Consider the following 24,591-nt stretch of genomic DNA (forward strand, 5'->3'; position numbering starts at 1 on the left):
ACATGGGCGGTAGGCGGCGTATCCTCCTCGATCAGACACTCGCCGCGTGTTCGCGGGGGCGCAGAATCGCTGCGCCCTGCCAGTTGGGTGCGCCACCACGCTCGTACTGCGGGGGGTAGTGGATCTGGTCGACCGCACCGAGTTGCTCGGCTGCATGCCACACCCAGCGAGGGTCGTCGATGAAGGCACGCCCCAGCGCCACGAAATCCGCCTGCCCTTCGGCGAGTATTGCTTCAGCCTGTTGCGGCTCGACGATCATGCCGACCGCCCGAGTCACTGCGCCGCTACGCGCTTTCACCTCCGCGGCAAGGTGAGTCTGGTATCCTGGGGTGACGGGAATGTTGGCGGGCGCCACGCCGCCCGATGAGAGGCATACGTAGGCCACACCACGTTGTTTGAGCGCACTCGACAGCGCCGACGCTTCGTCGATGGTGATCCCGCCGGGCAGCCAATCCGTTCCGGTAACGCGAAACCCGAGTGCCACATTCGGAGGCAGTACGTCCCCCACAGCTTCGGCGATCTCCAACGCGAAGCGCATGCGATTCTCGAGACTACCGCCGTACTCGTCCTGGCGCCGATTAGCAAGGGGCGAGAAAAACTGATGCAGCAGATAACCGTGAGCCGCGTGAATCTCCACAACGTCGAAACCCAGGCGGACGACGCGCAGCGCGGATGCGACAAAGCTCGCTTTTACCCTGACGATGTCCTGTGTCGTCATCTCGTGCGGCGTATGCCAACCCGCGACAAACGGAATGGCTGATGGTCCTTCCGTCGTCCACGGCTGTTCGTTTGGTCCGAGCGCTCCACGCCCTTCCCACGGACGCTGCGCGGACGACTTACGTCCGGCATGCCCAAGCTGAATCCCCCAACGCGTACCCGCCGGAGCTACTGCTCGCGCGGCCCCCATGACGCGCCCAAGTGCCTGTTCTGAAGCATCGTCATAAAGACCCAGGCAACCATAGGTAATTCTGGCATGGGGCTCGATGGCCGTTGCTTCGAGCATGATCAGGCCGGCCCCAGAAATTCCAAGCTGCATGAGGTTCATGAGGTGCCAGTTGTTGGCACGGCCGTCCACGGCGCTGTACTGGCACATTGGCGATACGACAATCCGGTTTTGCAGGCGGACTGCGCCGACGTCGAGGGGTGTGAAAAGCATTGCGGACATGACAATCCCAATAGGAAATGTTGAACGTGAGGTCGAAGACCGCGGCAGGTTTTGCCGCGATAAAAATGAGAGGACGAGACGGTCCCGATATGTATCGTACTGCTTATATCTCCAGCAAATAGAACTGCTCGGCGGCGGTTCGCGCAACGCCATCGTCCTTCATCTGCCCCTTCCTGATCATATGCGTCACTTCGATGCCAGACAGGAGGATCCGGGCGCCACGAAAATTCTTGAATCCGAGCATCGGGCGAGTGCGCCGCTTGATCGCACGGTGGTCTCGCTCGATGATGTTGTTTAGGTACTTCGTCTGCCGGATACTGGTGGGTATTTCCCGTTCGGCGTTGATGGCCTCGAGGCTAGCCAGATTGGCGCCACTTTCATCAATCGTCACCGTCTCGGGTTCGCCGTTATGAGCGATCGATTTTTTCGAAGTAACGCTTCGCCGCAACCGTGTCCCGATGGGCCCGCAGCAGGAAATCGATGGTGTTGCCGGCCTTGTCGACGGTGCGGTACGTACAAGGTAAAAGTGGCCATGGCGATGGGGAGTCAGATACGGCAGGGGTCAGTCTGGCAGAACTACCGCTTTCGCAGAAGGCTGCGACGAGGAATAGCAGCTATTCCTGGAGTGCATGACGATCCGAACGGACCACCTCTCCTGGGGGCCGCTTGGCACAAGCGCTTCTACCAATAGCCAACTGCGCCCCACGGGCAGTATCTTGATATGTCGCCAGTCAACGGAACAGCACATCGATGGAATTGCGCCTGCTTGAGTATTTTCTTCGTGTGGCCGAATTCGGCAGCATCAGCCGGGCAGCGATGGATCTCGCCCTCTCTCAATCCGCGCTTTCCCGGCACATGGGTGCCTTGGAGCACGAATTGAACGTTCAGCTGTTTCTGAGAGATTCGTCTGGTGTAAAGCTCTCGGACGCCGGCGCCGAGCTGGCCGAACAAGCTCGAACTCTTTTGCTGCAGGCGGAGATTTTGCGAGAGGAGGTAGGTGCCAAGACGCTCGGAACCGTGAACTTCGCAATGCCCCTTTCAATGCAGAGAAGCGTCACTTCTCCCCTGATCGCGGAAATTGTGATGGAGCATCCGGATATTAAGGTTCGCGCTTACGAGGGCATTAATAATGTCCTGCGGGAGACGATGCGGAACGGCTTACCGGATTTGTGCGTCGTCGCGTTTTCCCCTATAGCGTCCCCCCTGTACGAGGAGGCTCCGCTACTCCGCGAACAGCTGTATTTAGTTGGTAACGCAAAGTCGGGCCTTGAACTTGACCGGTTCGTGACGGCATCCGAGATCGCTGACTTAAGAATGGTCATGCCAGGACGGCCCAACGTCGTCCGCCAGATGGTCGAGAGCCAGCTGCGGCGCATTGACCGCAGATACCTCAACGCCGCGGAAGCGGAGACGCTGCCCCTATGTCTGGATTTGGTGGTGCGCGGACTGGGGTATAGTGTCATGCCGTTTTGCGCCTTGTTCGAGCACCCATTACGTAGTCAAGTTTGCGCGGCTCCCATACGAGGCATGGTTCTGACGTGGGTTGTCGCTATAAACCGGAATCGAATGAATTCCGGCACCGTCGCTATCGCATGGCGGCGCATGCTGCGCCTGATCTCCATGCGAATTGACAGCGGAATGTGGCAAGGTGCTGAACTGATCTGGCGGCCCCAGGATAATAGTGAGGACAACGGGAGCACACCTCTCTCCAGAATCTGTTAGGCACTTCCAGCCAGACCCGGCATCCCGGCTGGAGCATCAGAACTTCTGCTGCAGACCGGCCATGGCGCCAAGCTGATCCATGCCAGCTCCGACAGTACCGGCAACTGCAACCGGATTGGCAGCCAGCTTGCTGTTGAACATGTACCCGACCGACGTGTACACCATGGTGCGCTTCGATAGCAGGTGGTCATGCTGCGCGACTGGCAGAGCGGGGAGCCCGCTTTCGTCGAAGGCCATGGACGTGAGTTGAATGGCCGCGCCTGCTTTCGCATGAGGCGCCCCCCCGTCGGTGTGCAAACTTCCCACGCATGGCAAGAGACCCATTCAGGGCACAGTGGAAACGCCCGCCGCATCCGGCGGGCGCGAGGCGGCTATCCCTGCGTAGCCCGCTGGTGGCTTCCCGAACTCAGATGCTCGGTGTGGTGCGAGGCCGATCGCCGGTGATCGATCAACCCGACCGCGATCGCTGCGGCTAGTGCGGGCAGACCGATCGTCATGAAGTTTTGCTTCAAAGGCAGGTCCATCCCCACAAGCACGCCGATCAGGATCGGCGCAAGAATGGCCCCGCTGCGACCGACGCCCAGGGCCCAGCCAATACCGGTTGAACGCACAGCCATCGGATAGAACTGGCCTGCGTAAGCGAAATTGACGATTTGCGTGCCAATCGTTGAGGCGCCGGCGAGACCGACCAGCACGAACAGCAAGCCGGTCGGCACTTTGTAGCCCAGCAGTGAGATCGATACGGCCGCGAGCAGATACATGAACACGAGCACAGTCTTGATGTGAAATTTGTCCGCAAGCCACCCACCGCAGACCGCGCCGATTATTGCGCCGAAGTTCAGGACGAACACGAACGTCATCGCGGATCCCAGGCTATAGCCAGCGCTCGCCATCAGTTTCGTCAACCACGAACTGAGGGCATAAGCCATAAAGAGGCACATGAAATTGGCGATCCAGAACATGATCGTGCTGAGTCCCCGGCCTTCGGTGAAAAGATGCCGGATAGGCGCGTTGGCAGCCTTGTCTTCGCTCCGCATGACGAACCGATCGCCGTCGCGCGGCTGGTAGTCTGGGTCGAGGTAATGCGCGATGCGCGCCAGTTTCTTCGTATTGCCGCACTTGATCAGGTGCGCCATCGACTCCGGCATCCATGCCAGCAGGAGCGGCACGATGAGCACCGGCACGCCCGCGGCAATGAACACCGAAGGCCAGCCATAGCGCTCGATCATCCCTTTCCCCAACGCGGCTGCCAGCATGCCGCCGACCGAGTAGCCAACAAACGCCAAGGTGACCATCATGCTGCGCACGCGCCGGGGCGAATACTCCGTCATCTGCGCGATGACGTTCGGCATCACGCCGCCGATGCCGACGCCCGCGAAGAACCGGGCGATACAAAATGCCATCGGACTCGCAGCGATCCCGGCTACCGCGGTAAAGACACTGAACATCGTCAGGCTGAGCGCAGTCGCCCATCGACGTCCAATCCGATCGGCGACAGTTCCGACGACGATGTTGCCGAACATTATCCCGAAGAAAGCGGAACTCACCATGAAGCCGACCGTGGCCGGATTGACGGCCATTGCTTTCATGATTGACGGCAACGCAATACCGGCAATTGCCAGATCGTAGCCATCGAATACAATGACTAGCGCGCACCAAAACAAAACGACATAGTGCAGGCGATTCAGCTTGGCGTCATCGGCAAGTGCGTGCAACTCGATTTCCCGCATGAAACTCTCCTTGATTTCCATATGTGAGCGTAGGCAACAGCGCTTCGGCGTCAACCCGCGACTCCGGCTTGACATCCTTGCGGTTCTCGAACAGACGGCGAGTCCGATCACCATCAGCCCCCCATAGGGAGAAAGCAGGCGTCTCTTCGCTTTTTAATTTTTATTGCTAATCATTTGAGTGACCACCACATCGCGCAATGACCAATTCAGTGCGCGATGCCACCGGGAATTTCCCGTCGTTGTCATGCCCGGCAATGATCCGCCTCATCTGGCTAAATTGGTTTTTCACGAGTTGCGTGACCTTGCTTCTTTTAATGGTGGACCCGTGCACGAGGTGCGCGGATCTACTAACGATCGTTCAATGCAGGTATGCCAAGCATTAGCCTCGCCTCGGCCGGCGACGCGACTTCGAGACCCAGGTCACGGATGCAACGCACCAGACGTTCAACGAGTTGCGCGTTGCTGGTGGCAAGCACCCCTTTGCTGTAGTAGATGTTGTCCTCGAAACCAACGCGAGCATTCCCCCCCATGAGCACCGACGTTAAGGCGGCAGGAAGTTGGTTGGGGCCAATCCCCAGCGTTGAGAACCGAGTGTTTGAGGGAAGCATCGCAACATAATTCGCGATGCGTTGAGGACTGTACGCGACAGCGCCCTGGTTAACCCGATTCATTCCCATAACAAAGCTGAATGAAAAGGGCGGCTTCAACACGCCTTCGTTAATCAGCATGATCGCGTCGTCGAGTTGGGAATCGTTGAAGATCTCCAGCTCCGGCTTGATATTACGCTCGTCCATCATCCTTGCGGCCTTGCGCAGAAAGTTGCGCGTCCATTCGATAATGATGTCTTTACCGTGCGCGGAAATAACGGATATACCCATATCCAAAGATGCCATTTCGGGCAGCGCGTCGAGTACAGCCAGTCCATCGTCCGCGCTGTTCGGGTTCGGGCCCAGCGCCGGCGCGATGCTGTTCTGGATGATGATGCTGCACTTATCGCGGACCCGCTGATTGATGTCCTTGAAGACTTCGGGGTCGTTGGTTTGGATACCATTGATATCGCGTGCATGCATATGCGCCAGCGATGCCCCCGCGTTATAGGCTTCATATACTGACTGCGCTACTTCGTCAGGTTGGATCGGCAACGCCGGATTAGCCTCCTTTCCCTGAAAATTACTGGTTGGTGCAACCGTCACTATTACTTTGCGTTCCATGTTGATCTCTTTGGTGAAAATATTAAGCTTCTAGACGTTGGTGTTCCGACCCATCAATACGTTAACCAATGCGCTCATCAGCACTTCTTCACGATGATTCCGTAGCTCGAAACTGAGCTTCAGCTTACCGGTGAGCGGCCGGGACGATGGTTCTGCGCTTACGACAGTAACCACAGCGCGGACCAGGTCCCCCGGTCGCAATGGCCGATGCCACCGCAAATAGTCCAAACCCGGGGAACCCATGTTTGCCGAGCGGTTGAATACAGACCGCACCACCAAGCCCATGCAGATCGCCCATACATGACCTCCACTGGCGATCAGCCCGCCATAGATAGTCCCGGCACAGAAAGCCTCGTCCAGATGAAACGGCTGAGGGTCGTACTGGTTGGCAAAGCCGACGATCTCTTCCTTTGTGACTTTGCGCTGACCGCATGCAAAGGAGTGCCCTGGCTGAAAGTCTTCCCAAAACAAGTCAATTTTTTCCGGCCGTACTGCATTCACCTCTGGAAGCGCATCGCGTGCATTAATTTGATAGGCGTCCGACATATAAAAATACCGAGTTGTTTATGATGAAATTTTCGCCCTACTGCGAGTCTGCCGTTAGGAGCGGCTGGCTTGTGAACACATGGTAAGGACACGGATATCGATTCTCAATATAAATATCGAGATGGTCGTTACCCGTTCATTGCATACCAAGATGCTATGGGTTTTGGTGCAAATGGCGAGGGCGAATCGGTTACAGTGTCGAGCTGACCGAATTGAGAACTGGCAACGGGTAAGCCGAAGGGCGTGGTCAGGTTTACCCGCATCTGCGCAGGGATAGCGCTTGTAAGCACCTTGCGGCGGAGTTAACTAATGTTCATCGCCTTCATCAATTTCGCGCCCTTCGTCGATGGACGAAGGCAGTGTGAACACGCTCCAGACTAATCCACAACTTCCATTGCGGCGAAACTGTTTCCCGCTTCACTCATCGACGAGGCAAAGCGCCAGCGCTGACTGCGCACCTCGTGCAGCACCCTCTCCTCCAGCGCCTTGGTCACTTGCTGCAAGCCCACGCTATGCCGGCGTTCTTCGCTGCGGAAGATCGACCACGTAATGAATAGCCCCTTGATCGGAGCAAAGGACAGCATGTCCAAATCTGGGCATTCATGGAGGGCACAGTAGGGTACGACTGTATATCCCAGCCTGTTTTTTACAAGCGCAAGGCACAGTCCGAGCGTCTCGACTTCCGCGGCACGGATAAAAGTCTGGCCGTGGCGCTTAAGATATCCGACCACGCTGTTTCGTATAATGTTCGGGCGCCCCGGGAGAGCGAGCGGGATCGAGCCGATCCGATCAGCTGTAATCGGCGTATCCGGCTGAAGACCGTGATCGGCGGGGGCGACCAGAAGAAGCTGTTCCCGTACCAGGGGCGTTTGCACCGTTTTAGGCAGCGGCCTTTCGGAAAAATGCATGATCGACGCGTCGACGAGCCCCTGCTCCGTCCATTCGCGAAGATGATGGTTAAAGGCTTCGAAGACCTGTAGCTTAACGGTCGGCTGCTGTGCGATGGTCTCCACGGTGAACGGCACCGTAATTAGCTTGTGCATGGACAATGGCAGACCGATAGCCACCTGAGCCTGTGGCTGATGCCCGATTTCACTGCGCAAGAGCTGGGCCCGCCTCAAGATCGGCGGTGCACCCCGTACAAGTTTTTCTCCTGCATCCGTCAACTTCACACCGTGCGCATCACGAGTCAGCAACCGTACACCCAGTTCGTGTTCCAAGGCGGCGATGCGCCGCGAAAGCGCAGGCTGAGTCATGTCCAGTTCGAGTGCAGCACGGTTTATGCTGCCATATTCAGCAACCTGAAGGAAACACTCGACTTTTTCCAGATCCATCGTTCTCTCCCTTGATTTCGCAAATGGGTCTTAAACGGAATACGTTGAACGGTCATGCCAATTATCGCCTAGTCGTACAGGTTAGCGAACTTTAACATTCACTCAGACTAGTCAACCATAGGAGACCTGAAGTGAATGATGCAAGCAAGCGTGTGCCGCTGCGGCGCGTGGTGACGGGATTCGACGAGGCGGGCAAGTCGGTGGTAGCTCAGGACGGCGGATGCGATTTCGTCCTGGACAAGTCGCCGGCCTGGATCGTGACCGATCTGTGGATGACCTCCGATGACGCCGCCGCCGATGCCTCGAAGAAAGAAGCCTGTACGAACGATATCAGTCTGATGCCTCCGTCCGGGGGTAGCGTGTTCCGCGTCGTCCAGTTTGCTCCGGACAAGGACTATATGGGCAAATGGGATGCGGACGCGGCGTTCGCCAGCGTGGGCCACCACACGAACGACGCGCAGAACCGGCCGAGCGATGAGGAAGCAGGCAAGATCGCCCGGCCGAAAGGAATGCACCAGACCGACACGGTGGATTACGCGATTGTGATGTCGGGTGAGATCTGGCTCGTAATGGACGAGGGAGAAACCCTTCTGAAAGCCGGCGACATCCTGATCCAGCGCGCCACCAATCACGGCTGGAGCAATCGCAGCGATAGCCCCGCACTCGTCGCATTCGCGCTGCTTGATCAATCGAAAAAGTAATCTCCGCGAGAACCAGTCTCATGACAGTGAGCGAGGGAACCTGCCGACTCGTGGCCGGGCAGTTCATGCCAACGGCCGCATTGTCTGCTAAGTAGGGGCGTGCCACGCAAGGTTCGACCCTCTGGCGGGCCCGGTTGGGCTGTCATGGGTTGTCGGACGTGCCAACTCGTCAAATGCGGCGATGCAAGAGCGGTTGTCATCGACAACTGTGGCCGCATCCCACAAGTGGAGAAGCTCGCCGAAATAGTGGTTGCGGTTGGCGATTTCCTCAACATCGCATAAGCAGCACTCAAATATGCAGTCTTTTCTGAGTACTTCGATCTTGCGCAGACCTATCCTACGGACACCTACGTGAGCTATCTATGCGACAAGCAGGACACTCACACAATCACCAACAGCGAAGCCGCTGACCTGCGGCATCGCCTCTAAAGTCGCATCAACCGTAAATAAAAGGAACTTGATATGAACACTACTGATAAGAAGCCGTTTGTCACGGTGCCGCTGGAAGCCAGTTCATTTCCGACGGCGTTCCCGTTTGCAGAACGTTCGGCTTCACAAAGCCTCTCCTACGGTCATCCGGGTGCCGAAGAGTATCGGTGCGAGATTTTCGGAATCAATCATTTCCAAAAGGAAGGTCTGGTTCGCGAAGCATCGACTGGACGCACGTGGCGACTCGCCGCGGACGAAGGTAGCTACCTTCGGGGCACCGACCTGGCTCCGGCACCGCTCAGCCATTGGGGCGCAGGAATCCATGGCGACGTTGTCCTCACGATAGCGTCGTTGGCGCGAGCGCAGGGTCTGGAATTGCGAAAGCTTTCTGTGGTCGTTCAGCAAGGGTTTGCGTCAAAGGGATCGTTGGCCAAGGGTGAAGCGGTCGGCCTGGTTTTCAACTTGTCGTGCCAAGTCGAAATGGATATCGACTGTGATAGGAACACCGCCTCTAATCTCGTGAAGCAAGCATTGTTAGCGTCACCAGTAATGAATGCAATGATCACTGCGCGCGAGGGAACTTTTGCTCTCTATTTGAACAATCAGCGAACGCCGCATTCGGGTTTGCTGGACAGCAAAAATTCTCAAACGGACCCGCTAACGATCCATTCGGGTACGTTTGAACCAACGAACGAGTCGGTGTGGCCAACTATCGTCACGCGCCGTCCTGGGACGGGGGAAAAGGGATTTGTGCTGGAAGACGACAGTGCGAGCTCGGTGAGTTGGTATGTGCAGGCAGAAGGCGAACTTGATATGGGTACCGGCCTCGTTCATACAACCGTGAATTTTCCCAAAACAGGAGCCAACAGTCGTTGGTCCCTTGTTAGCGATGGCTCGGGGAAGATGGCGCCTTCGCCGCGCGCCTATTTCTCTATCGGTACGGCGTTTTGCTACCACACGCAGTTCTGTCGCTATATTGATTTTCGCCGTCTCTCTGTCGGGCCGACAGTTCTCGTTCAGTCGTCGTCCTTTTCAGTAGACGACACGGGCGGCTCCTTGAAGGCCAGCGCGTCTCCCTTCGATACACACGTCTTTCTTAACGGAGACATCGACGTCGCGGCGGCTACACCGTTGCCAAAAGTCGCCGCGAACACGTGCTACGCCCATCGTGCGCTTGAGACTGCAATTGAAATGAGCGTGGATATCAATCTCATGCAAACCACGAATTGATCCAGGTTGATGCGCCCAATTCCACCAAAACGGAATGGGCGCAATCCGTTCAGAGTCTTCTCGACCGGAATCAATAAAAAGAACAGCGCCACCTACCGACAGAACAAGCGTCAAGGATACGAAATGAAGCAGTAGGAGCGCACATTTCTCAGAGTTCCTGGAAACGACATGCGATTGATGAGTTACCGAATCGTATTCGCATCGTTTATAGGCTTGGTCTGCGGTGCAAGTACTCTGATCGTTTTCGGAGTAGGTATATTCGCAGGGTCATTGAAGGCAGAATTTTGCTGGCATACGGAGTTCGTTTAGCAATCGCAATTAAACGTAGTTACTCATCTAATAAAAAACAGGATTGGAGACGTAATGAAAAAATCATCTGTTAATCACAAAAGATTGGCATCAGGATTCGTTTTATTGATGTGGATTGTGTCAGCAAGAGCTCAAAGCGCCGTGACCCTGTATGGAATTGTCGATTCAGGTCTTCAGTATGCAAGCAAGGTTGCAACCGCGTCGGGAGGGAATGCCGGAAATTCGTTTGCCTTCAACAATGCTGGACTCGGTCTATCGACGTTTGGGCTCCGGGGACGTGAAGACCTGGGCGGGGGGCTCTCAACAAATTTCGACCTTGAAAGTGGAATTAGCACGGCGAATGGCGGATTCGCATCTTCTAACGGGAATTTCTGGGGGCGTAGGGCTTGGGTCGGCATCAATGGAGGGCTCGGTGAGATACGATTCGGGTTGCAAGCCTCTCCATTCTTTCTTACCATGTTCGACTCTGATCCGCGTAGCTTTTCCTCATTCGCGAGTGGTCTCGTCATCTATGGCGACAACGTCGCATTCACAGGCGGTATGAATTCGAACGCAATCACGTACATAAGTCCGAAGGTCGCGGGTTTCAACGCGAGCGCTATGTTCGCCCCAGGAGGGGTGGCTGGAAACTTTCAGGCCGGTCAGCAATGGTCGGCCAGCGCGAACTACGACACTGGCACAGTGATGGTCAACGCTGCCATGTATCATGGCAACGCTGGCGGAGCCAGCACGCCGGTTCCCACAACCGTGCAGTTCGACGGGCGCACGCTCGGTGTTGCATACCGGTTCAATGGGTTCAGGCTGAAGGCGTCCATTGTGAACTACAACGTGGCCGGATCATTGAACGAGTACGTTTACGGTGCCGGCGCAGATTATGTTGTCACGCCGAGTGTTAGTGTCAACGCGGGAGCGTGGTTTTCTATTGACCGCAACCACGAACCAAATCACTCACTGCTCGCCGGTGTGGGTGCAACTTATCTGCTCTCCGTACGAACGGCCCTTTATGCGCAAGCCGGCATGGTGAGTAACCACGGCAAAATGAATACCGGCCTCTCGGTGACGGAGTCTTCGATCATGCGCGAAGTACGCAATGCAACGGCATTTGGAGCCAATTTCGGCATACGGCACACTTTCTGACTCGCTGTGACGCCAGCGCTTTAGACCAGAAACGGTTTAAAAGCGGTACTTCGCGCGTTACACATGACGCCGTCCGTGTTCGCGTCGCGCTGGATCGTGGAAAGCAAGAAGCCGTCGGTGACGATGGTGTGCCTGAAAGCAGGGCGCGCGATCGGCAGAGTTCGTGCCGGTCGCGCTACCCGCCCCAACTGTGCGGATCGATGACGATGCGACCGCCGCACGAGGGAAGTCGAATCTCATTGAATGACTCATCAGGTTAATGATAGATACTGGAAAAAGCGCTGTCGCGCTCACTCTTCCATGAACTTCTGCAGCAGGCGGCCAAGTTCTTCAAACTCCGTCGTGGTGAATTTCTTCAAACGTGCATTCAGCACTTCCGGCGCGATCATCGGGATCTCGGCGGTGACTTCCCCGCCCTTCTTCGTCAGCACCAGGTCGACCATCCGCCGATCGTCCATCCTTCGCGAGCGTTCCAGCAACCCCTTCGCTTCCAGCTTGTCCAGCATCCGCGTCATTAAACCCGTGTCAACGGACAGCACCTTCGAGATCTCGAACGGCGTGGAGGCCAAGCCGCGCTGCATCGCGAAGAGAATGCCCATCTGTGGTGTCGTGATGTCGAGATCCTTGAGGGCCGCATCCATTTCCGCAATGATCAGGTAGCGCGCCCTGGCCAGCATGACCGCGACGCTTTGCGTCAAAGAGAAACCTTCGATCGTGTAGTGCCTCATGGCGCGGTCCTGTTTTCTATACGTTAGTTCTACGACCAGCTTTAATTGTCGGTGAGTCAGCCACCAATCCGAGCTGTCGCGAGCCGGGTATACGCATCTCGTTATACACAAATCGACAGTTCCGGAGACGATGTTGGATAGCAAAGTAGCCGGAAGGGGGTTGTTAACAATGCGGATTTCGCGTTTACTCTCGGATTTTCAGCATGAAGATCCGAAACGACGCGGGAGCATGGGTGGACGAAGAATTTGAGACTCTGGATTTGGGCGATCCACGGCGAGACCGGCGCGCGAAGGAACTGATCAAACGGTTTGCCAGCCGGCCCACGGCCAGCATTCCGGGCGCGTGCGAAGGCTGGGCCGAGACGATGGCAGCATATCGCTTTCTAGGCAATGAGCGCATCGACTGGCGCGACATGATGCAGCCGCATTGGGATCGCACCACGGCGCGCATGGGAGCGTTGCCGGTGGTGCTGTGCATTGCCGATACGACAGAGCTGAACTTTAACGGTCAGGACATCGAAGGGGCCGGCCCACTCAGTTATGAAGCACAGGTGGGCATGTATCTTCACGCGACTTATGCGGTGACACCGGATCGGGAGCCGCTGGGTGTGATGAATGCCTGGATGTGGGCGCGCGAGTCACGCGATGCAAACGGCAGGCGTGGCGGAGTCAGGGAAAGTGCGCGGTGGATCGAAAGCTATGAGATCGTGGCCGAACAGGCACGGGCCCTGCCAGACGCGCGGCTGGTGTATGTGGCCGATCGTGAAGGCGACATCGCGGCGCTCATGCAGCGTGCGCAGGAATTGGGTGAACCGGCGGACTGGCTGATCCGCTCGCAGCACAACCGTGCCTTGAAGGACGAAGAAAAGCTGTGGGACAAGGTGCACGCGGGTAACGTGCTCGGCCGTATCAGTTTCGTGCTGCCCGGGCGCAGTGGCCAGAAGGCACGTGAAGTGAAGCAGGAACTGCGCAGCCAGCGCATTACGCTGCCCGGTCGCGTCAGCGTCACGCTCACCTGCGTCGAGGCGTATGAGGTGGATGCGCCAGCGGGCGTAAAGCCAGTCATCTGGCGTCTTGTGACCAACCGCGAAGCGGGTGATGCGGATGCGCTCATCGAACTCATCGACTGGTACCGCGCGAGATGGGAAATAGAAATGTTCTTCAATGTCCTGAAGAACGCCTGCCGGGTTGAGGCGCTGCAGCTCTCGCAGATGGAACGGGTAGAGAAGGCACTTGCGCTGTACATGGTCGTATCGTGGCGTATTGCACGGCTCATGCGTGTGGGCAGAACGTGTCCGGAGCTAAACGCGTCGCTATTCTTCGCGGCTGACGAGATACATGGTGCTCACGTGCTCTGCAAGAAGGCGCGTCCGAAAAAACCACCGACACTGAACCAGATGATACGGATGATCGCGTCACTGGGTGGATTCCTCGGGCGCAAGAGCGATGGTGAACCGGGCGCGAAGACGTTGTGGATTGGCATGCAGCGAGTCATGGATGCTGTGAGCACCATCCAGATCTTGCGCGACGGCTACGACACTTCTGTATAACGAGATGGGGTATACGTGCCCTTGTCTTTCCAGCCGGCCGACCACTCGCGTGACGAATCCCGTGTTGATCCCTGCAGCCATGACAACTCCACCGGCGAGCGCGCAATGCGCCGCGGATGGAGCAACGGCACGCCGACAGACGAACTGGTGACGGCGTGTTCAGGTATCGAAAAAACCTGCAATCAGTTGTACGACACCGGGCGGCCCCACAACTCGCTCGGCGACCTGACGCCCGAGCAGTTCGCCCGGGCTCATGAAGCTACCCAGCAGTCTTTAACCTCGGACTCTGACTGCGGTCCGGACTAAAATCGCGCGCAGGTCAGACCGGATCTTGCCGGGTCGAAAGTAGGATTCGCCAAACATTCAGCCTCCAATCTCAAGGGTCTCCAGATCACGTTGATAACACGAAAGTTGAAATCCGATGTTGTCAATGCAACGGACGCAGGCCCATGATCTGACGAGCCTCCTCAGGAGTGGCCGGCTCATAACCCAATTCGCGGACGATGCGAACCATCCGCTCGACCAGCATCACGTTGCTTGCAGGCACCCCCGGGCTGTAGAGTAGATTGTCCTCGAGCCCGACCCGCACATGACCTCCGAGAAGAATTGACTGCGTGGTTGCAGGCAGTTGCGCCGCACCGATCGCGCTGACGTTGAACACACAATCCTTCGGAAGGTGATCAACCATAAACTGGAGAATCTTCGGCGTGTAGGGGAGCGCGCCCTGGAACGCATTGACGCCAAGAACGATGTTCACAAAGTACGGCGGCTCGTCTAAACCTTCCGCTATGGCGCGATTGACATCCTGCACGATATCTTCGAGGCTGAAAACCTCCCACTCCGGCTTAATATTCCGAGCTTTCATCAGTTTTGCGAGGTGCCGTATACGGTTTGGCGTCGTCGCGCACAGAATCTCCGTGCCGCCAAAGCTCGCACAGACTGTCTGTGCGTCGAGCGTGCACATCTCCGCACCCGCCCCTTCAACGCCCTTCACGCGCTCGTCGAAGTTGAGTTCCAACAACCCGTTGTTGAGCTGGCGGAGCATGTCTCCGTTGATTCCACCACCGGTCGAGTTATTCAATACGATGTCACATCTTGCTCGAATCAACGCGTTCATCTCCGCGTACACGGCCGGATCGCAAGTCGCCTCATCGTCCGCCCGGCGCGCATGCAACGCCACAACGCTCGCGCCAGCGTTGTAGCAACGATATACGTCCTCGGCAATTTCACGCGGCTGGGTAGGAAGATTTTGATTCTGCTTTTTGCCTGCCATCCCGCCCGTGGGCGCAACCGTAACGATAACTTTCTGTTTGCTCATATTTCTCTCCGTTGACCACTCATTAGTAATGTCAAGCCATAAATCTGCATCTAAAGACGTGTCCGTTAAGATGCCTAATTACTTTCCATAACCATCATTCGCTGGCGATGGACTAATGGACGGTAATTCATCGATTTTTAGCTGAGCGACGTTAGAAGACCAAGAATCTTCGATCACGTACGAAAATCGTGAGTCAAAGAGTCGCGCCGGTATCCGGAATGCACGTAGCGGCTCGTTCTCAAGTAGGCGGATTTACATGCCAACTTCCGTCTTGATGACGAAAAAAAATCGCAATTTGCCCTCCCGCCCAGAACGCCTCGATACGTACATAACATTCGTGGGTGGAGCGCCTGTTTCTGAATTTTGTGGCTCGAATCGGTTTTTCCGGATCCCGTACAAACCAGCGTGCAATCATTGAGCGCAACGATTCATCTCCACTAGCCATCGGCCTCTCCCTCAAATCGCCTGACACCACAATCCTATTGCTGCCGGATGTAGCGCACCGTCCCCCGCTGGGTCAGAAACGACGTCGTGAATAGCGTTCAATCACGACCTTATTACTCCGCGCACTCACCCCTACAATCCACTCAAGCTCGCCCATCTGCCGTCTGGGCAGACACGCCAACGTCTTCAAGCAGCGCCTTGATTTCAGATGGTATGGGCACCGCTTTCAGACTGTCAGGCTGCCCCACGACGTGCGTCGTCCACACCCTCACGTCCTCGGCCTCGGCTAGCAAAGCGTCGCCACGCCGAAACTCGTGGCGAAACGAAAGCGACTTGGTCCCAACCTTCTGAACCAGGATCCGGTGGTCGACTTCCTCGTGTAGAGCCGGCGCTGCATGAAATTTGATCGATAGCGAAACGATCGGTAGCCCTCTTCTAATATTCCCGTCGTAAATACCGGTCGGGTCGACGCCAAGCCCCAAAAACATTTCGTGCAACCCATCCGCAACCCACCGGGCGTAGTGCGGGAAGAAAATGATTCCGACCGGATCACATTCGCTCCAGTGCAAACGACGTTGATAGCTGTACTTGTACATGCTGCGATACCTCACAAATTAATAGCCAGGCTACTGTCGGCGGCGGGGTCATCAGAGGTCATCCACAGATCACCGCCGCTCACAGCCGCAATCGCCAATCGATTGAGAATGGGGAATCGGGGTGAGGGTCACCTCTAAAATGTCGTCTCATTGCATACGGAGCAGCATCTGCTTGAACGACGTGACCTCATCGGCACTAAACCCGGCCAGTAGTGTACGGTGTACATCAGCGAGTATTGCGGGGATCCGATCGGCGACGCTTTGTCCCCGCTCCGTTAGCACGAGGCAGTTCACCCGTCGATCCACAGGACTCTGGGCGCGCACGAGCAAGCCGCCCCTGACAAGCCGATCGATCAGGCGCGTGACCGCGGTGAGGTCAACGCCACACTCGCGCGAAATCTGCGTGGCGTGCCACAGCCCGCGCCGGCTCACGAGGTACAGCAGACGTCCTTGCGCGGCCGTCACGTTCAGTTCCGGAAGCAAACGATGCGAGATCGAGTGGGTAACGGCGGAATGAACACGGAAGACCAGGTGGCCGAAATCGTCGTCGAGCCAGGTCTTTTCGCTGCAGGTGAGCGGGATCGTACAGAGAGACGTCATTTCTGATACTTGATCCGAAGCCGTCATGCGCATGCCCCTTTTCCTCGCTCACTATCATGAGACTGATTCTCGCGGAGATTACTTTTTCGATTGATCAAGCAGCGCGAATGCGACGAGTGCGGGGCTATCGCTGCGATTGCTCCAGCCGTGATTGGTGGCGCGCTGGATCAGGATGTCGCCGGCTTTCAGAAGGGTTTCTCCCTCGTCCATTACGAGCCAGATCTCACCCGACATCACAATCGCGTAATCCACCGTGTCGGTCTGGTGCATTCCTTTCGGCCGGGCGATCTTGCCTGCTTCCTCATCGCTCGGCCGGTTCTGCGCGTCGTTCGTGTGGTGGCCCACGCTGGCGAACGCCGCGTCCGCATCCCATTTGCCCATATAGTCCTTGTCCGGAGCAAACTGGACGACGCGGAACACGCTACCCCCGGACGGAGGCATCAGACTGATATCGTTCGTACAGGCTTCTTTCTTCGCGGCATCGGCGGCGGCGTCATCGGAGGTCATCCACAGATCGGTCACGATCCAGGCCGGCGACTTGTCCAGGACGAAATCGCATCCGCCGTCCTGAGCTACCACCGACTTGCCCGCCTCGTCGAATCCCGTCACCACGCGCCGCAGCGGCACACGCTTGCTTGCATCATTCACTTCAGGTCTCCTATGGTTGACTAGTCTGAGTGAATGTTAAAGTTCGCTAACCTGTACGACTAGGCGATAATTGGCATGACCGTTCAACGTATTCCGTTTAACGCCAATTTGCGAAATCAAGCGGCAGAATGATGGATCTGGATAAAGATATCGCGAGCTATCGCTCTGCGTTCTGGATGTCAGCTGTCAGCAGCTGTTCGCGAAGGCCCACTACGCTGCCGCGACAATTTCTTTCGCGAGCACAATGGAACTGGCATTTCGCAATGTGGTTCTGAGTGGCTAATCTTCACCATGCTTTGACGTCAGATATCCTGCCGTCATCCCACCGTCTATCTCCAGAATGGACCCATGAGAGGAAAGCAACCTCGATATTGCCCCGGCAACATCGGAGGGCGTTGCGAATCCAAGTTTCTGCACGCTGAACGACCCTGGCTGGCCAAGACCGGCGAAACGCGTTTCCAGTATCGCTGAACACGTCCAATAAACATTCCCACCCTCGTCAAGGCAAGCCTCAGTCCTTCGCATTCGTCACCGCGCCAAAACGTCGATGCATTGACCTGCGTTGAATTACAAGTCGAGCACGAGGCGTGCTGACTTTGCGCGCGAGCAGCAGGGCAGGAACTGGTTGTTGGCCGAACGCTCCTCGGGCGTGAAATACACGTCCCGGTGTTCGGGCTCGCCTTCCAGAACTCGCGTCAGGCATGCGCCACATACGCCCTGCTCGCATGAAGTCTGGATCTTCACGCCAGCCTCCGAGAGCGCCTCAACCACCGTCTTGTCCTTTGGCACCACTATGATCCTGCCTGAACTCGCAAGCTTCACCTCGAAGCTGCCATCCGCGTCGCGCTTGATCATGTCAGAGCCGAAAAACTCGAAGTGGATCTGCGCCTCGCACCATCTGTACGCACGCGCCGTCGACAGCACCGCGTCGATGAACCCCTTGGGTCCACAGACGTACAAGTGCGTGCCCGCCTGCTGCGCTTGCAGCACCGCCGCGATATCCAGCTTCTGCCGTGGCTCCCCGTCGTCGAAGTGAAATAGCACTTTGCTGGCGAACGCAGAGCGTCTGATGCGCTCGAAGAATGCCGTACGCCCCTTCGAGCGCGTGCAATAATGCATTTCGAATTCCTTTCCTAACGCCGCCAGACGTTCGGCCATGCACAATATTGGCGTGACACCAATCCCACCCGCGAGCAGGAGACTCTTGCCCGCCTCGTGCGCCAACGCGAAATGGTTCTTTGGAATACCGACATTAAGAAGGTCGCCCTCTTTGACCCGCTCGTGCATGGTCTTCGAGCCACCGCGCGAGACCGGATCATTTAGCACACCGATCAGGTAGCGATGGCTTTCGGCCGGATCGTTGCACAGGGAGTACTGACGTGTCAGCCCACCGGGAAGGTACACGTCCAGGTGCGAGCCCGCCGAGAATGCCGGTAGAGAATCGCCGCCAGCGCTGACTAACTCGAAGGTACAAATGTCTACGGCCTCGAAGATCTTTCGGGCCACGCGAACACGGAGGCTGGAAACACTGCTGCCGCCGGCGACCATTGCAACCTCGCCGTTCAAGTTGATCGATTCGTTCATTGCTTTTCAGGTTTCCGATTCTTCGACTGATGAAGCCGGTTAACGCGGTGCTGGCTGGCCAAGATGCCGAACAACGCTTCGGCCAGCTCGCGTTCGTATGCCGGTGGCGTGAGATTGATCGTGCGATAGGTGAACTCCTGCAACTGGACTCCCTGTGGCTTTGTCATGGCATCTCCTTGATGAACGGTACGGAGCGGGACACCCAGAGCGACTTCATCCTATCGTAAACGACTTCCTCAATTCGTAAATCCATCCAGTTCCTATGGTTAATGCGAAAGGTCTCGCTTCCTTCTGCAGACGAGCTTGGAGACCCGGCCATTCCTTACCTGCATTACGAAAACCGGTAACCATGTCAAATTTATGGCTTTTACGTATTGCGGAATTCCTTTTCGCTATGATGACGGGGCCTGTCAACCGCATGTCGTCTGACCGTCATGACTGAACGCAGGATCCGATTTCCCCTTCTACAGCGCCGGGCAGGCACGCAGTGCGCCCCTGCTTCACGATACGCGCGCGGCGCAATGGGTGGCACATGACCAAAATGAGAACACTGGCTAACCAAAGCGATCCATCGCACGACGAGCAACTGGCGGAGCTTTCAGACGGCAATGCTCGCGGCGGCGTGCAATCGATAGAAGTCGGTGCATCGCTGCTGGCAGTACTCGCACATGCCGATGCTGGACTTTCGTTGACGGCCCTCGCATCCGCGACCGGGATGCCGGCGAGCAAGGCGCATCGCTACCTGACTAGTTTCGTTCGGGCAGGCATTATCGAGCGGGATGCCGCCAGCGGACTTTTTGACCCGGGCCCACTTGCTCGAGCGCTCGGGCTGGCGGCACTTCGCCGACAAGATACGGTGCTGGAAGCCGCTAGCGTGATGGAAGCTCTGCGGGATGAGCTGGAAGAGAATGTGGTCCTTTCCGTCTGGGACGAAGGTGCGCCCGCCATGATCAGGGTAGAAGAACACTCACGCGCGTTCTCGATCAAGGTAAGGATCGGCGCGCGATTACCGCTATTAACATCCGCGCAAGGCCAGATCTTCGCTGCATGGCTTCCGCCTGCACTCACGAGAATTCATATTGCACGCGAATTGCAAGATAATAGCGATGCACTGCGACGCATAGGAGTGCGGTCAGAAACCGATCTCGCCAAGTTGCTTGCTAAAATTCGCCGCGACGGTGTCGCTACGTTAGTCGGCGGGATTGTCGAGGGCATTTCGGGGACGACTGCGCCGGTTTTTCGCTATCCCGGTACCCTGGCCGCGGCGATGACGGTTCTGACTATTGGCAAATGCAGTCCCCAGTTGCAGAGAACAATTCAGACCGCGCTTAAAGCTGCGGCAGCCGAGCTTTCCGAAAGACTTGGTGCGCCAATCCCGCCGAAAACGAGCGAAGGCTGATGCGAGCATTGGAAAGCGTGACTCAATGCCTTCTGGACTGCGTCGTTGCGTATGTAATCTCGTCGATCACGTGCAAAAGCTGGCTTCAGGCTGCGTTCTCTTCGCGATGACGATTCACTCGTGCTCGACAAGCGCCATTGCATTCACAAATGTCGTCCGCCATCGACCACAATGCGCACTCCCGTCGCGACGGTCAGATGGGTCACACATGCCATGATCGCCTTCGCGACGTCTTCCGGTTCAACGACCCGCTTTAAAGGCGTCGACGCCACAAACGTATTTAACGCTTCGCGGTCTCTGCCTGGAAGGAAGTCTGTGGCGACGGCAGCGGGCGAGACGCATAGCACTCGCACTTCCGGACCTAGCACTCGCGCAAGCGACATGGTCATCGTGTCGACAGCTGCCTTTGCCGCGCAATATGCGATGTTGCTACCAGATCCAGTAAAGGCCGATATCGACGATACATTCACGACAACGGCATCGCCCGACGCGCGCAACAAGGGCAGTAGCGCACGAATGACCGAGTAAGGCCCGCGAGCATTCGTGACCAGCATCGAATCAAACAGCGTCTCGTCAAGCGCGTCGAGATTGGAATGCGCAATGGGTTGAGTAAAGCCGGCGGAGTTGACGAGCACATCGACCTTTCCGTATTTGTTCTGCAATTCATGCGCGAGTGCCCGAGTGGTCGTTACGTCTTCGAGCTCGACCTTCGCGATCTCGTGCCCGGTACCGGGCAAGCTCTCACATAACCGGCGCGCGCGGTCTTCGCCGTTGTTATATCCGATTACCACGCTCGCGCCGGCTCGGGCGAGCATCTTCACCGTCGCTGCCCCGATGCCGCTGCTACCACCGGTGACCATTGCAACCTTGCCGTTCAAGTTGTTCGATTCGTTCATTGCTGTTCAGGTCCACGATTCTTCGACTGACGAAACTCGTTGAAGGGTTTGGCGCTAGCCTACCTCGATCCGTCGCTCGGTAAGGCGCACCGTCAGCTGGACGCAGCCCTCGTTCATCCACCAGGGGACGATGCGGTACGTGCGAAGTCCACTCTTGTGAAACGGACACGTATCGGCGATTTCGGCAGCTTGCTCGCGCGATTCGGCACGCAGGATGAACATCCCATCGCCATTCCAGTAGGCGGGATCGTTTTTGTCACGGAACGGTCCCGCAGCAAACGCAATTCCCTTGTGCTCCAGTCCCGCGATCCAGGCCAGATGCTCCGCCATCTTTGGCCTGAGGTTTGCCATCGGATCGCCTTCGCGCTCCGTGCGCTCAGTAAAGCAGATATAAAACTGCTGGCGCGCCAGGCGCTCGCGCAAGGCAAGTTCGTTCTCGTCGTCCGTAAGGACGTCCTGATGCTGGTTCATCTCCGTGCCCCCCAAGATTGGCGCTGCCTACGATGTGCTTACCTATGCTTCCGCTCCGGTACGCATCCGCTCTCTGCTTTCCAGTTGCTTGCGCACCACGTCGCGCACGTGGCGACGCAGCCTCGCCAGGCCAACATCGTGCTGGTACAGCTTCTCCTGCATCGGCCACGGGGGCATTCCTTCCAGTATGTCCTTGTCTTCCTGGACAATTTCCCAGTTGAAATGCTCCAACTTCGTGTTGAACATGAAGCGAAACAGGTCCGCTTCCCAACCGGCGACATTGCGCATTCGCCAAATGGTGATCTGGCAGGTATGCTCGTCGATCGGTGTAGCCAGCGGAAAGACGCGCCAGTTTCCGCCAGGCCCGCATTCCGGCGGCGCGTTGTAGCCGATCCGGAACCAGAACGCACCGGTATCGATAAATTCCATCAGTTCGACGTTGTCGCCCTTGCTGATCTCCCTGCGTACCGTGAAGCCGGTATCCGTCGGCGTGACTAGCACCTGATTGGCAACCCCGCTCTCGAAATACTGGGTGTCCTTGTGCAGATACTCCGGATGCATGATGTCGAGCACGTTGTCCCACATGTACTGGTAGTTCGTCTGCCAGGTCATGGAGATGGGGAATCCGGTCCAGTCAGCCGACTCGTATTCACGGGGAAAAACAAGGGGCAAAGGCTCGGTATCCTCGTCCTCGCCGAACCACGCCCAGAGCCCCTGGAAATGTTCGACCACCGGATAGGAGCGAACCATCTTCTTGCCGACATACGCACACTGAGGGTAGGCAGGCACTGCAGTGACTACTCCCTCCCCCGACACCTCCACACCGTGATAGCGACAGCTCAGCTTCCCATCCTCAAGCCGGCCCATCGATAACGGCGCTCCGCGGTGCGGGCAGATATCCTCGATCAGGTTGACCTTTCCGCCTGTATCCCGCCACGCCACCAAAGCCACGCCCAGACGTTTGATGCCGACAGGCTGGTTACCGACCATGGCGGATGGGCCAATGCACCACCAGCGATTGCGCACACCAGTCAAAACGCTCCGCTCGACGCGATCCTCGATTCGCTCATTCTGTTCAAGCATGATTTGCCTCCCTAAGGCTCAACCCTGGATAGCCATGCGCGCCCACACGCGCTCCCACGCTGTTGGTCCAGGACCCAAGACGCCGCATCTCCGCCCTGAAGGCGGTCGCACTCCACTGTCCGCCGCCACTCGGCTTGAAACCGGCCTCATTGAGCGCTGCTGCGATTGCTTCCGGCTCATGAACCGAACTGCCCAAGATGCCGAACAACGCTTCGGCCAGCTCGCGCTCGTATGCCGGCGGCGTGAGATCGATCGTGCGATAGGTGAACTCCGGCAACTGGACTCCCTGTGGCCTTGTCATGGCATCTCCTTGATGAACGGTACGGGGTGAGGCCCCCGAGTGACTTCATCCTATCGTAAACGATTTACACCATTCGTAAATCCATCCAGTTCCTATAATTAATGCAAGTGGCCACCTTCCTTCTCCAACCACGCGCACGAACAACGGCTACTTTGGACTGTGCCGCGTCGCCCTGCCCTTACTCTTCCGATTCCTTTACCGTGCGCGGCGCATAGAGGCTGCGCATCGTGCAGTTGATTGCCAGCGTTTCGGCGCCGTGCTCGCCGTAGAGGTTCGGATCCTCGACGAACAGCGTTATGTGCTCGCTAACCCGTTCGCCGGCATCAAGGTACGCGGCAATCCCCGGATCGCGATGCTGGACACCTCTCGGGTTTTAGCGAAGGCGAGTGGCTACTCGTGCGTACCGTCTCGGACGGACTTGAGCACTCGTATGGCTGGTCTGATTCAGCCGCGCGGCGACTGCGGCGCTCTACAGGTGTCCCAGCAAGACGATGGTGCCGCTCAGCGTCACGGCGGACAGCAGGCTCGAAGCGACAAGGGTCGTTCCCGCAGACGTATCCCTGACGCCGTACGACAAGCCAAAAAGAATGCCGAAGGAACCGCACGGAATCGCCGCGAGCAGGACCGCCTGTCCGGCGATAGCTTTCGGCACGCCTAGCAGGCTGACGAGCACCAGCGCAATCAGCGGTTGCACAACGTTACTCAACAAAACGCCGAAACCCGCCTGCGCGTCGAGCTTGAATGGCTGCGCCGCAAGCACGAGCCCGGTCGAGAACAACGCCAGACCGGCCGTCGTGCTGCCAATGATGTTGAGCGATTGGGATAGCAAATCCGGCAACGTCCACCCGCAGACCGACGCGAGCACACCTGCAATCGGCGCGAGTACGACTGGTTTGAGGAACGTGTTGCGCAATGCCTTGGCTAACAATCCATCGGTTCCCTGAAACTCGTTCGACGAAGCGGGCGCTGCAGGACGCGCACGCTCGAGCAGAATGAGCGCGGCGGGCGACATGACGACCGCCCCCGCCGTTACGGCGATTGCAACCGTGAGGTCGCTTTCGGGGCCATACACCGCACGCAGTAACGGCAGACCCACCGATGCGAAATTCGGCATGCCGATCGTGACGGCCCTCACGGCGGCGTGAGCGAGATCCGATTTGAACACCGCGCGCGAAACCAGCAACGAGGCGAAATAGGGCACCAGCATCACGCCGATCAGCACCGCGATCAGCACGGCATGTTGCGCAAGACTCGCCCGCTGCATCTTCGCGGTGTAAAGAAAAAGCGCGAACGGCAGCGCATAGTCGACGAGCATCGTATTGATCGACGACAGCGGCAGCGCTCCTTGTTTGATTCTCCCGGCGAAATATCCCGCTCCCATCGAGAACAGGAATGGGATCAGCGCACTTGCGATTTCGGAAGTCATGATGGTTACCGTGTATGCAGTCCGGACGAAGCG

At 57.3% G+C, this 24,591-nt stretch carries 25 protein-coding genes and 2 pseudogenes; 8 read left to right on the forward strand and 19 right to left on the reverse strand.

All coding sequences use genetic code 11. The features are described from left to right. Nucleotides 1-31: 31 nt before the first annotated feature. Nucleotides 32-1,165 carry an NADH:flavin oxidoreductase/NADH oxidase gene (locus tag AYM40_RS28225; RefSeq protein WP_063499403.1) on the reverse strand — a complete coding sequence of 378 codons (1,134 nt, stop codon included), beginning with the start codon at nucleotides 1,163-1,165 and terminating at the stop codon, nucleotides 32-34. A gap of 103 nt (nucleotides 1,166-1,268) precedes the next feature. After that, nucleotides 1,269-1,677: pseudogene (locus AYM40_RS28230) on the reverse strand (IS6 family transposase); the annotation flags it as partial. A 238-nt stretch (nucleotides 1,678-1,915) separates the two neighbouring features. Between AYM40_RS28230 and AYM40_RS28235 the strand changes: the two are divergent. Further along, nucleotides 1,916-2,887: a LysR family transcriptional regulator gene (locus AYM40_RS28235; protein WP_063499404.1), complete on the forward strand. Its 972-nt coding sequence runs from the start codon at nucleotides 1,916-1,918 to the stop codon at nucleotides 2,885-2,887. A gap of 36 nt (nucleotides 2,888-2,923) precedes the next feature. Here the strand turns inward: AYM40_RS28235 and AYM40_RS28240 are convergent, their stop codons facing one another. The 5 genes from AYM40_RS28240 to AYM40_RS28260 form a co-directional block, all read right to left on the reverse strand. After that, nucleotides 2,924-3,124, reverse strand: coding sequence for a hypothetical protein (locus AYM40_RS28240; RefSeq protein WP_063499405.1), 201 nt, complete (start codon nucleotides 3,122-3,124; stop codon nucleotides 2,924-2,926). A gap of 134 nt (nucleotides 3,125-3,258) precedes the next feature. Next, complete coding sequence (locus AYM40_RS28245) at nucleotides 3,259-4,617, reverse strand: MFS transporter (protein WP_063499406.1); 1,359 nt, start codon at nucleotides 4,615-4,617, stop codon at nucleotides 3,259-3,261. A 347-nt stretch (nucleotides 4,618-4,964) separates the two neighbouring features. Next, complete coding sequence (locus tag AYM40_RS28250) at nucleotides 4,965-5,828, reverse strand: 3-keto-5-aminohexanoate cleavage protein (RefSeq protein ID WP_063499407.1); 864 nt, start codon at nucleotides 5,826-5,828, stop codon at nucleotides 4,965-4,967. A 30-nt stretch (nucleotides 5,829-5,858) separates the two neighbouring features. Continuing rightward, complete coding sequence (locus tag AYM40_RS28255) at nucleotides 5,859-6,374, reverse strand: MaoC/PaaZ C-terminal domain-containing protein (protein ID WP_082855352.1); 516 nt, start codon at nucleotides 6,372-6,374, stop codon at nucleotides 5,859-5,861. A gap of 377 nt (nucleotides 6,375-6,751) precedes the next feature. Further along, entirely contained in the window at nucleotides 6,752-7,708 is a 957-nt protein-coding gene (locus AYM40_RS28260; protein ID WP_063499408.1) for a LysR family transcriptional regulator, read from the reverse strand. Between the two features lie 131 nt (nucleotides 7,709-7,839). On the opposite strand from AYM40_RS28260, the gene AYM40_RS28265 reads away from it, so the two are divergent. The 3 genes from AYM40_RS28265 (at nucleotide 7,840) to AYM40_RS28275 (ending at nucleotide 11,514) form a co-directional block, all read left to right on the forward strand. Beyond that, on the forward strand, nucleotides 7,840-8,409 hold the full coding sequence (locus AYM40_RS28265; RefSeq protein WP_082855353.1) for a cupin domain-containing protein: 570 nt from the start codon (nucleotides 7,840-7,842) through the stop codon (nucleotides 8,407-8,409). A 462-nt stretch (nucleotides 8,410-8,871) separates the two neighbouring features. Then, complete coding sequence (locus tag AYM40_RS28270; protein ID WP_063499409.1) at nucleotides 8,872-10,068, forward strand: hypothetical protein; 1,197 nt, start codon at nucleotides 8,872-8,874, stop codon at nucleotides 10,066-10,068. 363 nt (nucleotides 10,069-10,431) lie between these two features. Then, on the forward strand, nucleotides 10,432-11,514 hold the full coding sequence (locus tag AYM40_RS28275) for a porin (protein ID WP_082855354.1): 1,083 nt from the start codon (nucleotides 10,432-10,434) through the stop codon (nucleotides 11,512-11,514). Nucleotides 11,515-11,804: 290 nt separating this feature from the next. On the opposite strand, the gene AYM40_RS28280 is transcribed toward AYM40_RS28275, so the two are convergent. Further along, a complete protein-coding gene (locus tag AYM40_RS28280; RefSeq protein WP_063499411.1) occupies nucleotides 11,805-12,242 on the reverse strand; it encodes a MarR family winged helix-turn-helix transcriptional regulator in 438 nt (145 codons plus the stop codon). Nucleotides 12,243-12,445: 203 nt separating this feature from the next. Here AYM40_RS28280 and AYM40_RS28285 point away from each other — a divergent pair, with 203 nt between their 5' ends. Continuing rightward, nucleotides 12,446-13,792 carry an IS4 family transposase gene (locus tag AYM40_RS28285; RefSeq protein WP_063495219.1) on the forward strand — a complete coding sequence of 449 codons (1,347 nt, stop codon included), beginning with the start codon at nucleotides 12,446-12,448 and terminating at the stop codon, nucleotides 13,790-13,792. A gap of 15 nt (nucleotides 13,793-13,807) precedes the next feature. Continuing rightward, a complete protein-coding gene (locus tag AYM40_RS40720; RefSeq protein WP_148662319.1) occupies nucleotides 13,808-14,098 on the forward strand; it encodes a hypothetical protein in 291 nt (96 codons plus the stop codon). 121 nt (nucleotides 14,099-14,219) lie between these two features. On the opposite strand, the gene AYM40_RS28290 is transcribed toward AYM40_RS40720, so the two are convergent. The 6 genes from AYM40_RS28290 to AYM40_RS41560 form a co-directional block, all read right to left on the reverse strand. After that, the gene (locus tag AYM40_RS28290) at nucleotides 14,220-15,110 is read right to left on the reverse strand and encodes a 3-keto-5-aminohexanoate cleavage protein (protein ID WP_063499412.1); all 891 of its coding nucleotides are present in this window, start codon (nucleotides 15,108-15,110) and stop codon (nucleotides 14,220-14,222) included. A gap of 587 nt (nucleotides 15,111-15,697) precedes the next feature. Beyond that, nucleotides 15,698-16,150 carry an acyl-CoA thioesterase gene (locus tag AYM40_RS28295; protein ID WP_063499413.1) on the reverse strand — a complete coding sequence of 151 codons (453 nt, stop codon included), beginning with the start codon at nucleotides 16,148-16,150 and terminating at the stop codon, nucleotides 15,698-15,700. A gap of 147 nt (nucleotides 16,151-16,297) precedes the next feature. Further along, nucleotides 16,298-16,750: a MarR family winged helix-turn-helix transcriptional regulator gene (locus AYM40_RS28300; RefSeq protein ID WP_158515339.1), complete on the reverse strand. Its 453-nt coding sequence runs from the start codon at nucleotides 16,748-16,750 to the stop codon at nucleotides 16,298-16,300. A 78-nt stretch (nucleotides 16,751-16,828) separates the two neighbouring features. After that, nucleotides 16,829-17,398 carry a cupin domain-containing protein gene (locus tag AYM40_RS28305; RefSeq protein WP_082855356.1) on the reverse strand — a complete coding sequence of 190 codons (570 nt, stop codon included), beginning with the start codon at nucleotides 17,396-17,398 and terminating at the stop codon, nucleotides 16,829-16,831. A 567-nt stretch (nucleotides 17,399-17,965) separates the two neighbouring features. Then, entirely contained in the window at nucleotides 17,966-18,946 is a 981-nt protein-coding gene (locus tag AYM40_RS28310) for a PDR/VanB family oxidoreductase (protein WP_063500762.1), read from the reverse strand. Nucleotides 18,947-18,978: 32 nt separating this feature from the next. Then, nucleotides 18,979-19,149 (reverse strand): hypothetical protein, encoded by a 171-nt coding sequence (locus tag AYM40_RS41560; protein ID WP_158515340.1) that lies wholly within the window; start codon nucleotides 19,147-19,149, stop codon nucleotides 18,979-18,981. Between the two features lie 365 nt (nucleotides 19,150-19,514). Between AYM40_RS41560 and AYM40_RS28315 the strand changes: the two genes are divergently transcribed. Continuing rightward, nucleotides 19,515-20,381, forward strand: a complete 867-nt coding sequence (locus AYM40_RS28315) for an IclR family transcriptional regulator (protein WP_063499415.1) — start codon at nucleotides 19,515-19,517, stop codon at nucleotides 20,379-20,381. A gap of 143 nt (nucleotides 20,382-20,524) precedes the next feature. Here the strand turns inward: AYM40_RS28315 and AYM40_RS28320 are convergent, their stop codons facing one another. Genes AYM40_RS28320 through AYM40_RS28335 form a run of 4 tightly spaced genes read right to left on the reverse strand, consistent with a single transcriptional unit; the run spans nucleotide 20,525 to nucleotide 23,132 of the window. Beyond that, nucleotides 20,525-21,277 (reverse strand): SDR family NAD(P)-dependent oxidoreductase, encoded by a 753-nt coding sequence (locus AYM40_RS28320; RefSeq protein ID WP_063499416.1) that lies wholly within the window; start codon nucleotides 21,275-21,277, stop codon nucleotides 20,525-20,527. Nucleotides 21,278-21,331: 54 nt separating this feature from the next. Beyond that, nucleotides 21,332-21,748, reverse strand: coding sequence for a YciI family protein (locus AYM40_RS28325; RefSeq protein ID WP_063499417.1), 417 nt, complete (start codon nucleotides 21,746-21,748; stop codon nucleotides 21,332-21,334). Nucleotides 21,749-21,790: 42 nt separating this feature from the next. After that, nucleotides 21,791-22,831 (reverse strand): Rieske 2Fe-2S domain-containing protein, encoded by a 1,041-nt coding sequence (locus AYM40_RS28330; protein WP_063499418.1) that lies wholly within the window; start codon nucleotides 22,829-22,831, stop codon nucleotides 21,791-21,793. Continuing rightward, on the reverse strand, nucleotides 22,824-23,132 hold the full coding sequence (locus tag AYM40_RS28335; protein WP_148662320.1) for a recombinase-like helix-turn-helix domain-containing protein: 309 nt from the start codon (nucleotides 23,130-23,132) through the stop codon (nucleotides 22,824-22,826). The genes AYM40_RS28330 and AYM40_RS28335 overlap by 8 nt, the downstream gene beginning before the upstream one ends. Nucleotides 23,133-23,388: 256 nt before the next feature. Between AYM40_RS28335 and AYM40_RS42780 the strand changes: the two are divergent. Further along, nucleotides 23,389-23,597: pseudogene (locus tag AYM40_RS42780) on the forward strand (integrase); the annotation flags it as partial. A 4-nt stretch (nucleotides 23,598-23,601) separates the two neighbouring features. On the opposite strand, the gene AYM40_RS28340 reads toward AYM40_RS42780, so the two are convergent. Continuing rightward, the gene (locus AYM40_RS28340; RefSeq protein WP_063499420.1) at nucleotides 23,602-24,558 is read right to left on the reverse strand and encodes an AEC family transporter; all 957 of its coding nucleotides are present in this window, start codon (nucleotides 24,556-24,558) and stop codon (nucleotides 23,602-23,604) included. Between the last annotated feature and the right edge of the window lie 33 nt (nucleotides 24,559-24,591).

The organism is Paraburkholderia phytofirmans OLGA172, from assembly GCF_001634365.1.
Classification (GTDB): domain Bacteria; phylum Pseudomonadota; class Gammaproteobacteria; order Burkholderiales; family Burkholderiaceae; genus Paraburkholderia.

Coding starts and splice junctions, on each gene's coding strand:
- AYM40_RS28300 (WP_158515339.1), bottom strand. CDS start 16,750: ATGACGTCTCTCTGTACGATCCCGCTCACCTGCAGCGAAAAGACCTGG.
- AYM40_RS28315 (WP_063499415.1), top strand. CDS start 19,515: ATGACCAAAATGAGAACACTGGCTAACCAAAGCGATCCATCGCACGAC.
- AYM40_RS28325 (WP_063499417.1), bottom strand. CDS start 21,748: ATGAACCAGCATCAGGACGTCCTTACGGACGACGAGAACGAACTTGCC.
- AYM40_RS28245 (WP_063499406.1), bottom strand. CDS start 4,617: ATGCGGGAAATCGAGTTGCACGCACTTGCCGATGACGCCAAGCTGAAT.
- AYM40_RS28280 (WP_063499411.1), bottom strand. CDS start 12,242: ATGAGGCACTACACGATCGAAGGTTTCTCTTTGACGCAAAGCGTCGCG.
- AYM40_RS28320 (WP_063499416.1), bottom strand. CDS start 21,277: ATGAACGAATCGAACAACTTGAACGGCAAGGTTGCAATGGTCACCGGT.
- AYM40_RS41560 (WP_158515340.1), bottom strand. CDS start 19,149: ATGACAAAGCCACAGGGAGTCCAGTTGCAGGAGTTCACCTATCGCACG.
- AYM40_RS28225 (WP_063499403.1), bottom strand. CDS start 1,165: ATGTCCGCAATGCTTTTCACACCCCTCGACGTCGGCGCAGTCCGCCTG.
- AYM40_RS28255 (WP_082855352.1), bottom strand. CDS start 6,374: ATGTCGGACGCCTATCAAATTAATGCACGCGATGCGCTTCCAGAGGTG.
- AYM40_RS28250 (WP_063499407.1), bottom strand. CDS start 5,828: ATGGAACGCAAAGTAATAGTGACGGTTGCACCAACCAGTAATTTTCAG.
- AYM40_RS28240 (WP_063499405.1), bottom strand. CDS start 3,124: ATGGCCTTCGACGAAAGCGGGCTCCCCGCTCTGCCAGTCGCGCAGCAT.
- AYM40_RS28290 (WP_063499412.1), bottom strand. CDS start 15,110: ATGAGCAAACAGAAAGTTATCGTTACGGTTGCGCCCACGGGCGGGATG.
- AYM40_RS28335 (WP_148662320.1), bottom strand. CDS start 23,132: ATGACAAGGCCACAGGGAGTCCAGTTGCCGGAGTTCACCTATCGCACG.
- AYM40_RS28340 (WP_063499420.1), bottom strand. CDS start 24,558: ATGACTTCCGAAATCGCAAGTGCGCTGATCCCATTCCTGTTCTCGATG.
- AYM40_RS28235 (WP_063499404.1), top strand. CDS start 1,916: ATGGAATTGCGCCTGCTTGAGTATTTTCTTCGTGTGGCCGAATTCGGC.
- AYM40_RS28330 (WP_063499418.1), bottom strand. CDS start 22,831: ATGCTTGAACAGAATGAGCGAATCGAGGATCGCGTCGAGCGGAGCGTT.
- AYM40_RS28260 (WP_063499408.1), bottom strand. CDS start 7,708: ATGGATCTGGAAAAAGTCGAGTGTTTCCTTCAGGTTGCTGAATATGGC.
- AYM40_RS28285 (WP_063495219.1), top strand. CDS start 12,446: ATGAAGATCCGAAACGACGCGGGAGCATGGGTGGACGAAGAATTTGAG.
- AYM40_RS28310 (WP_063500762.1), bottom strand. CDS start 18,946: ATGGTCGCCGGCGGCAGCAGTGTTTCCAGCCTCCGTGTTCGCGTGGCC.
- AYM40_RS28295 (WP_063499413.1), bottom strand. CDS start 16,150: ATGTACAAGTACAGCTATCAACGTCGTTTGCACTGGAGCGAATGTGAT.
- AYM40_RS28270 (WP_063499409.1), top strand. CDS start 8,872: ATGAACACTACTGATAAGAAGCCGTTTGTCACGGTGCCGCTGGAAGCC.
- AYM40_RS28275 (WP_082855354.1), top strand. CDS start 10,432: ATGAAAAAATCATCTGTTAATCACAAAAGATTGGCATCAGGATTCGTT.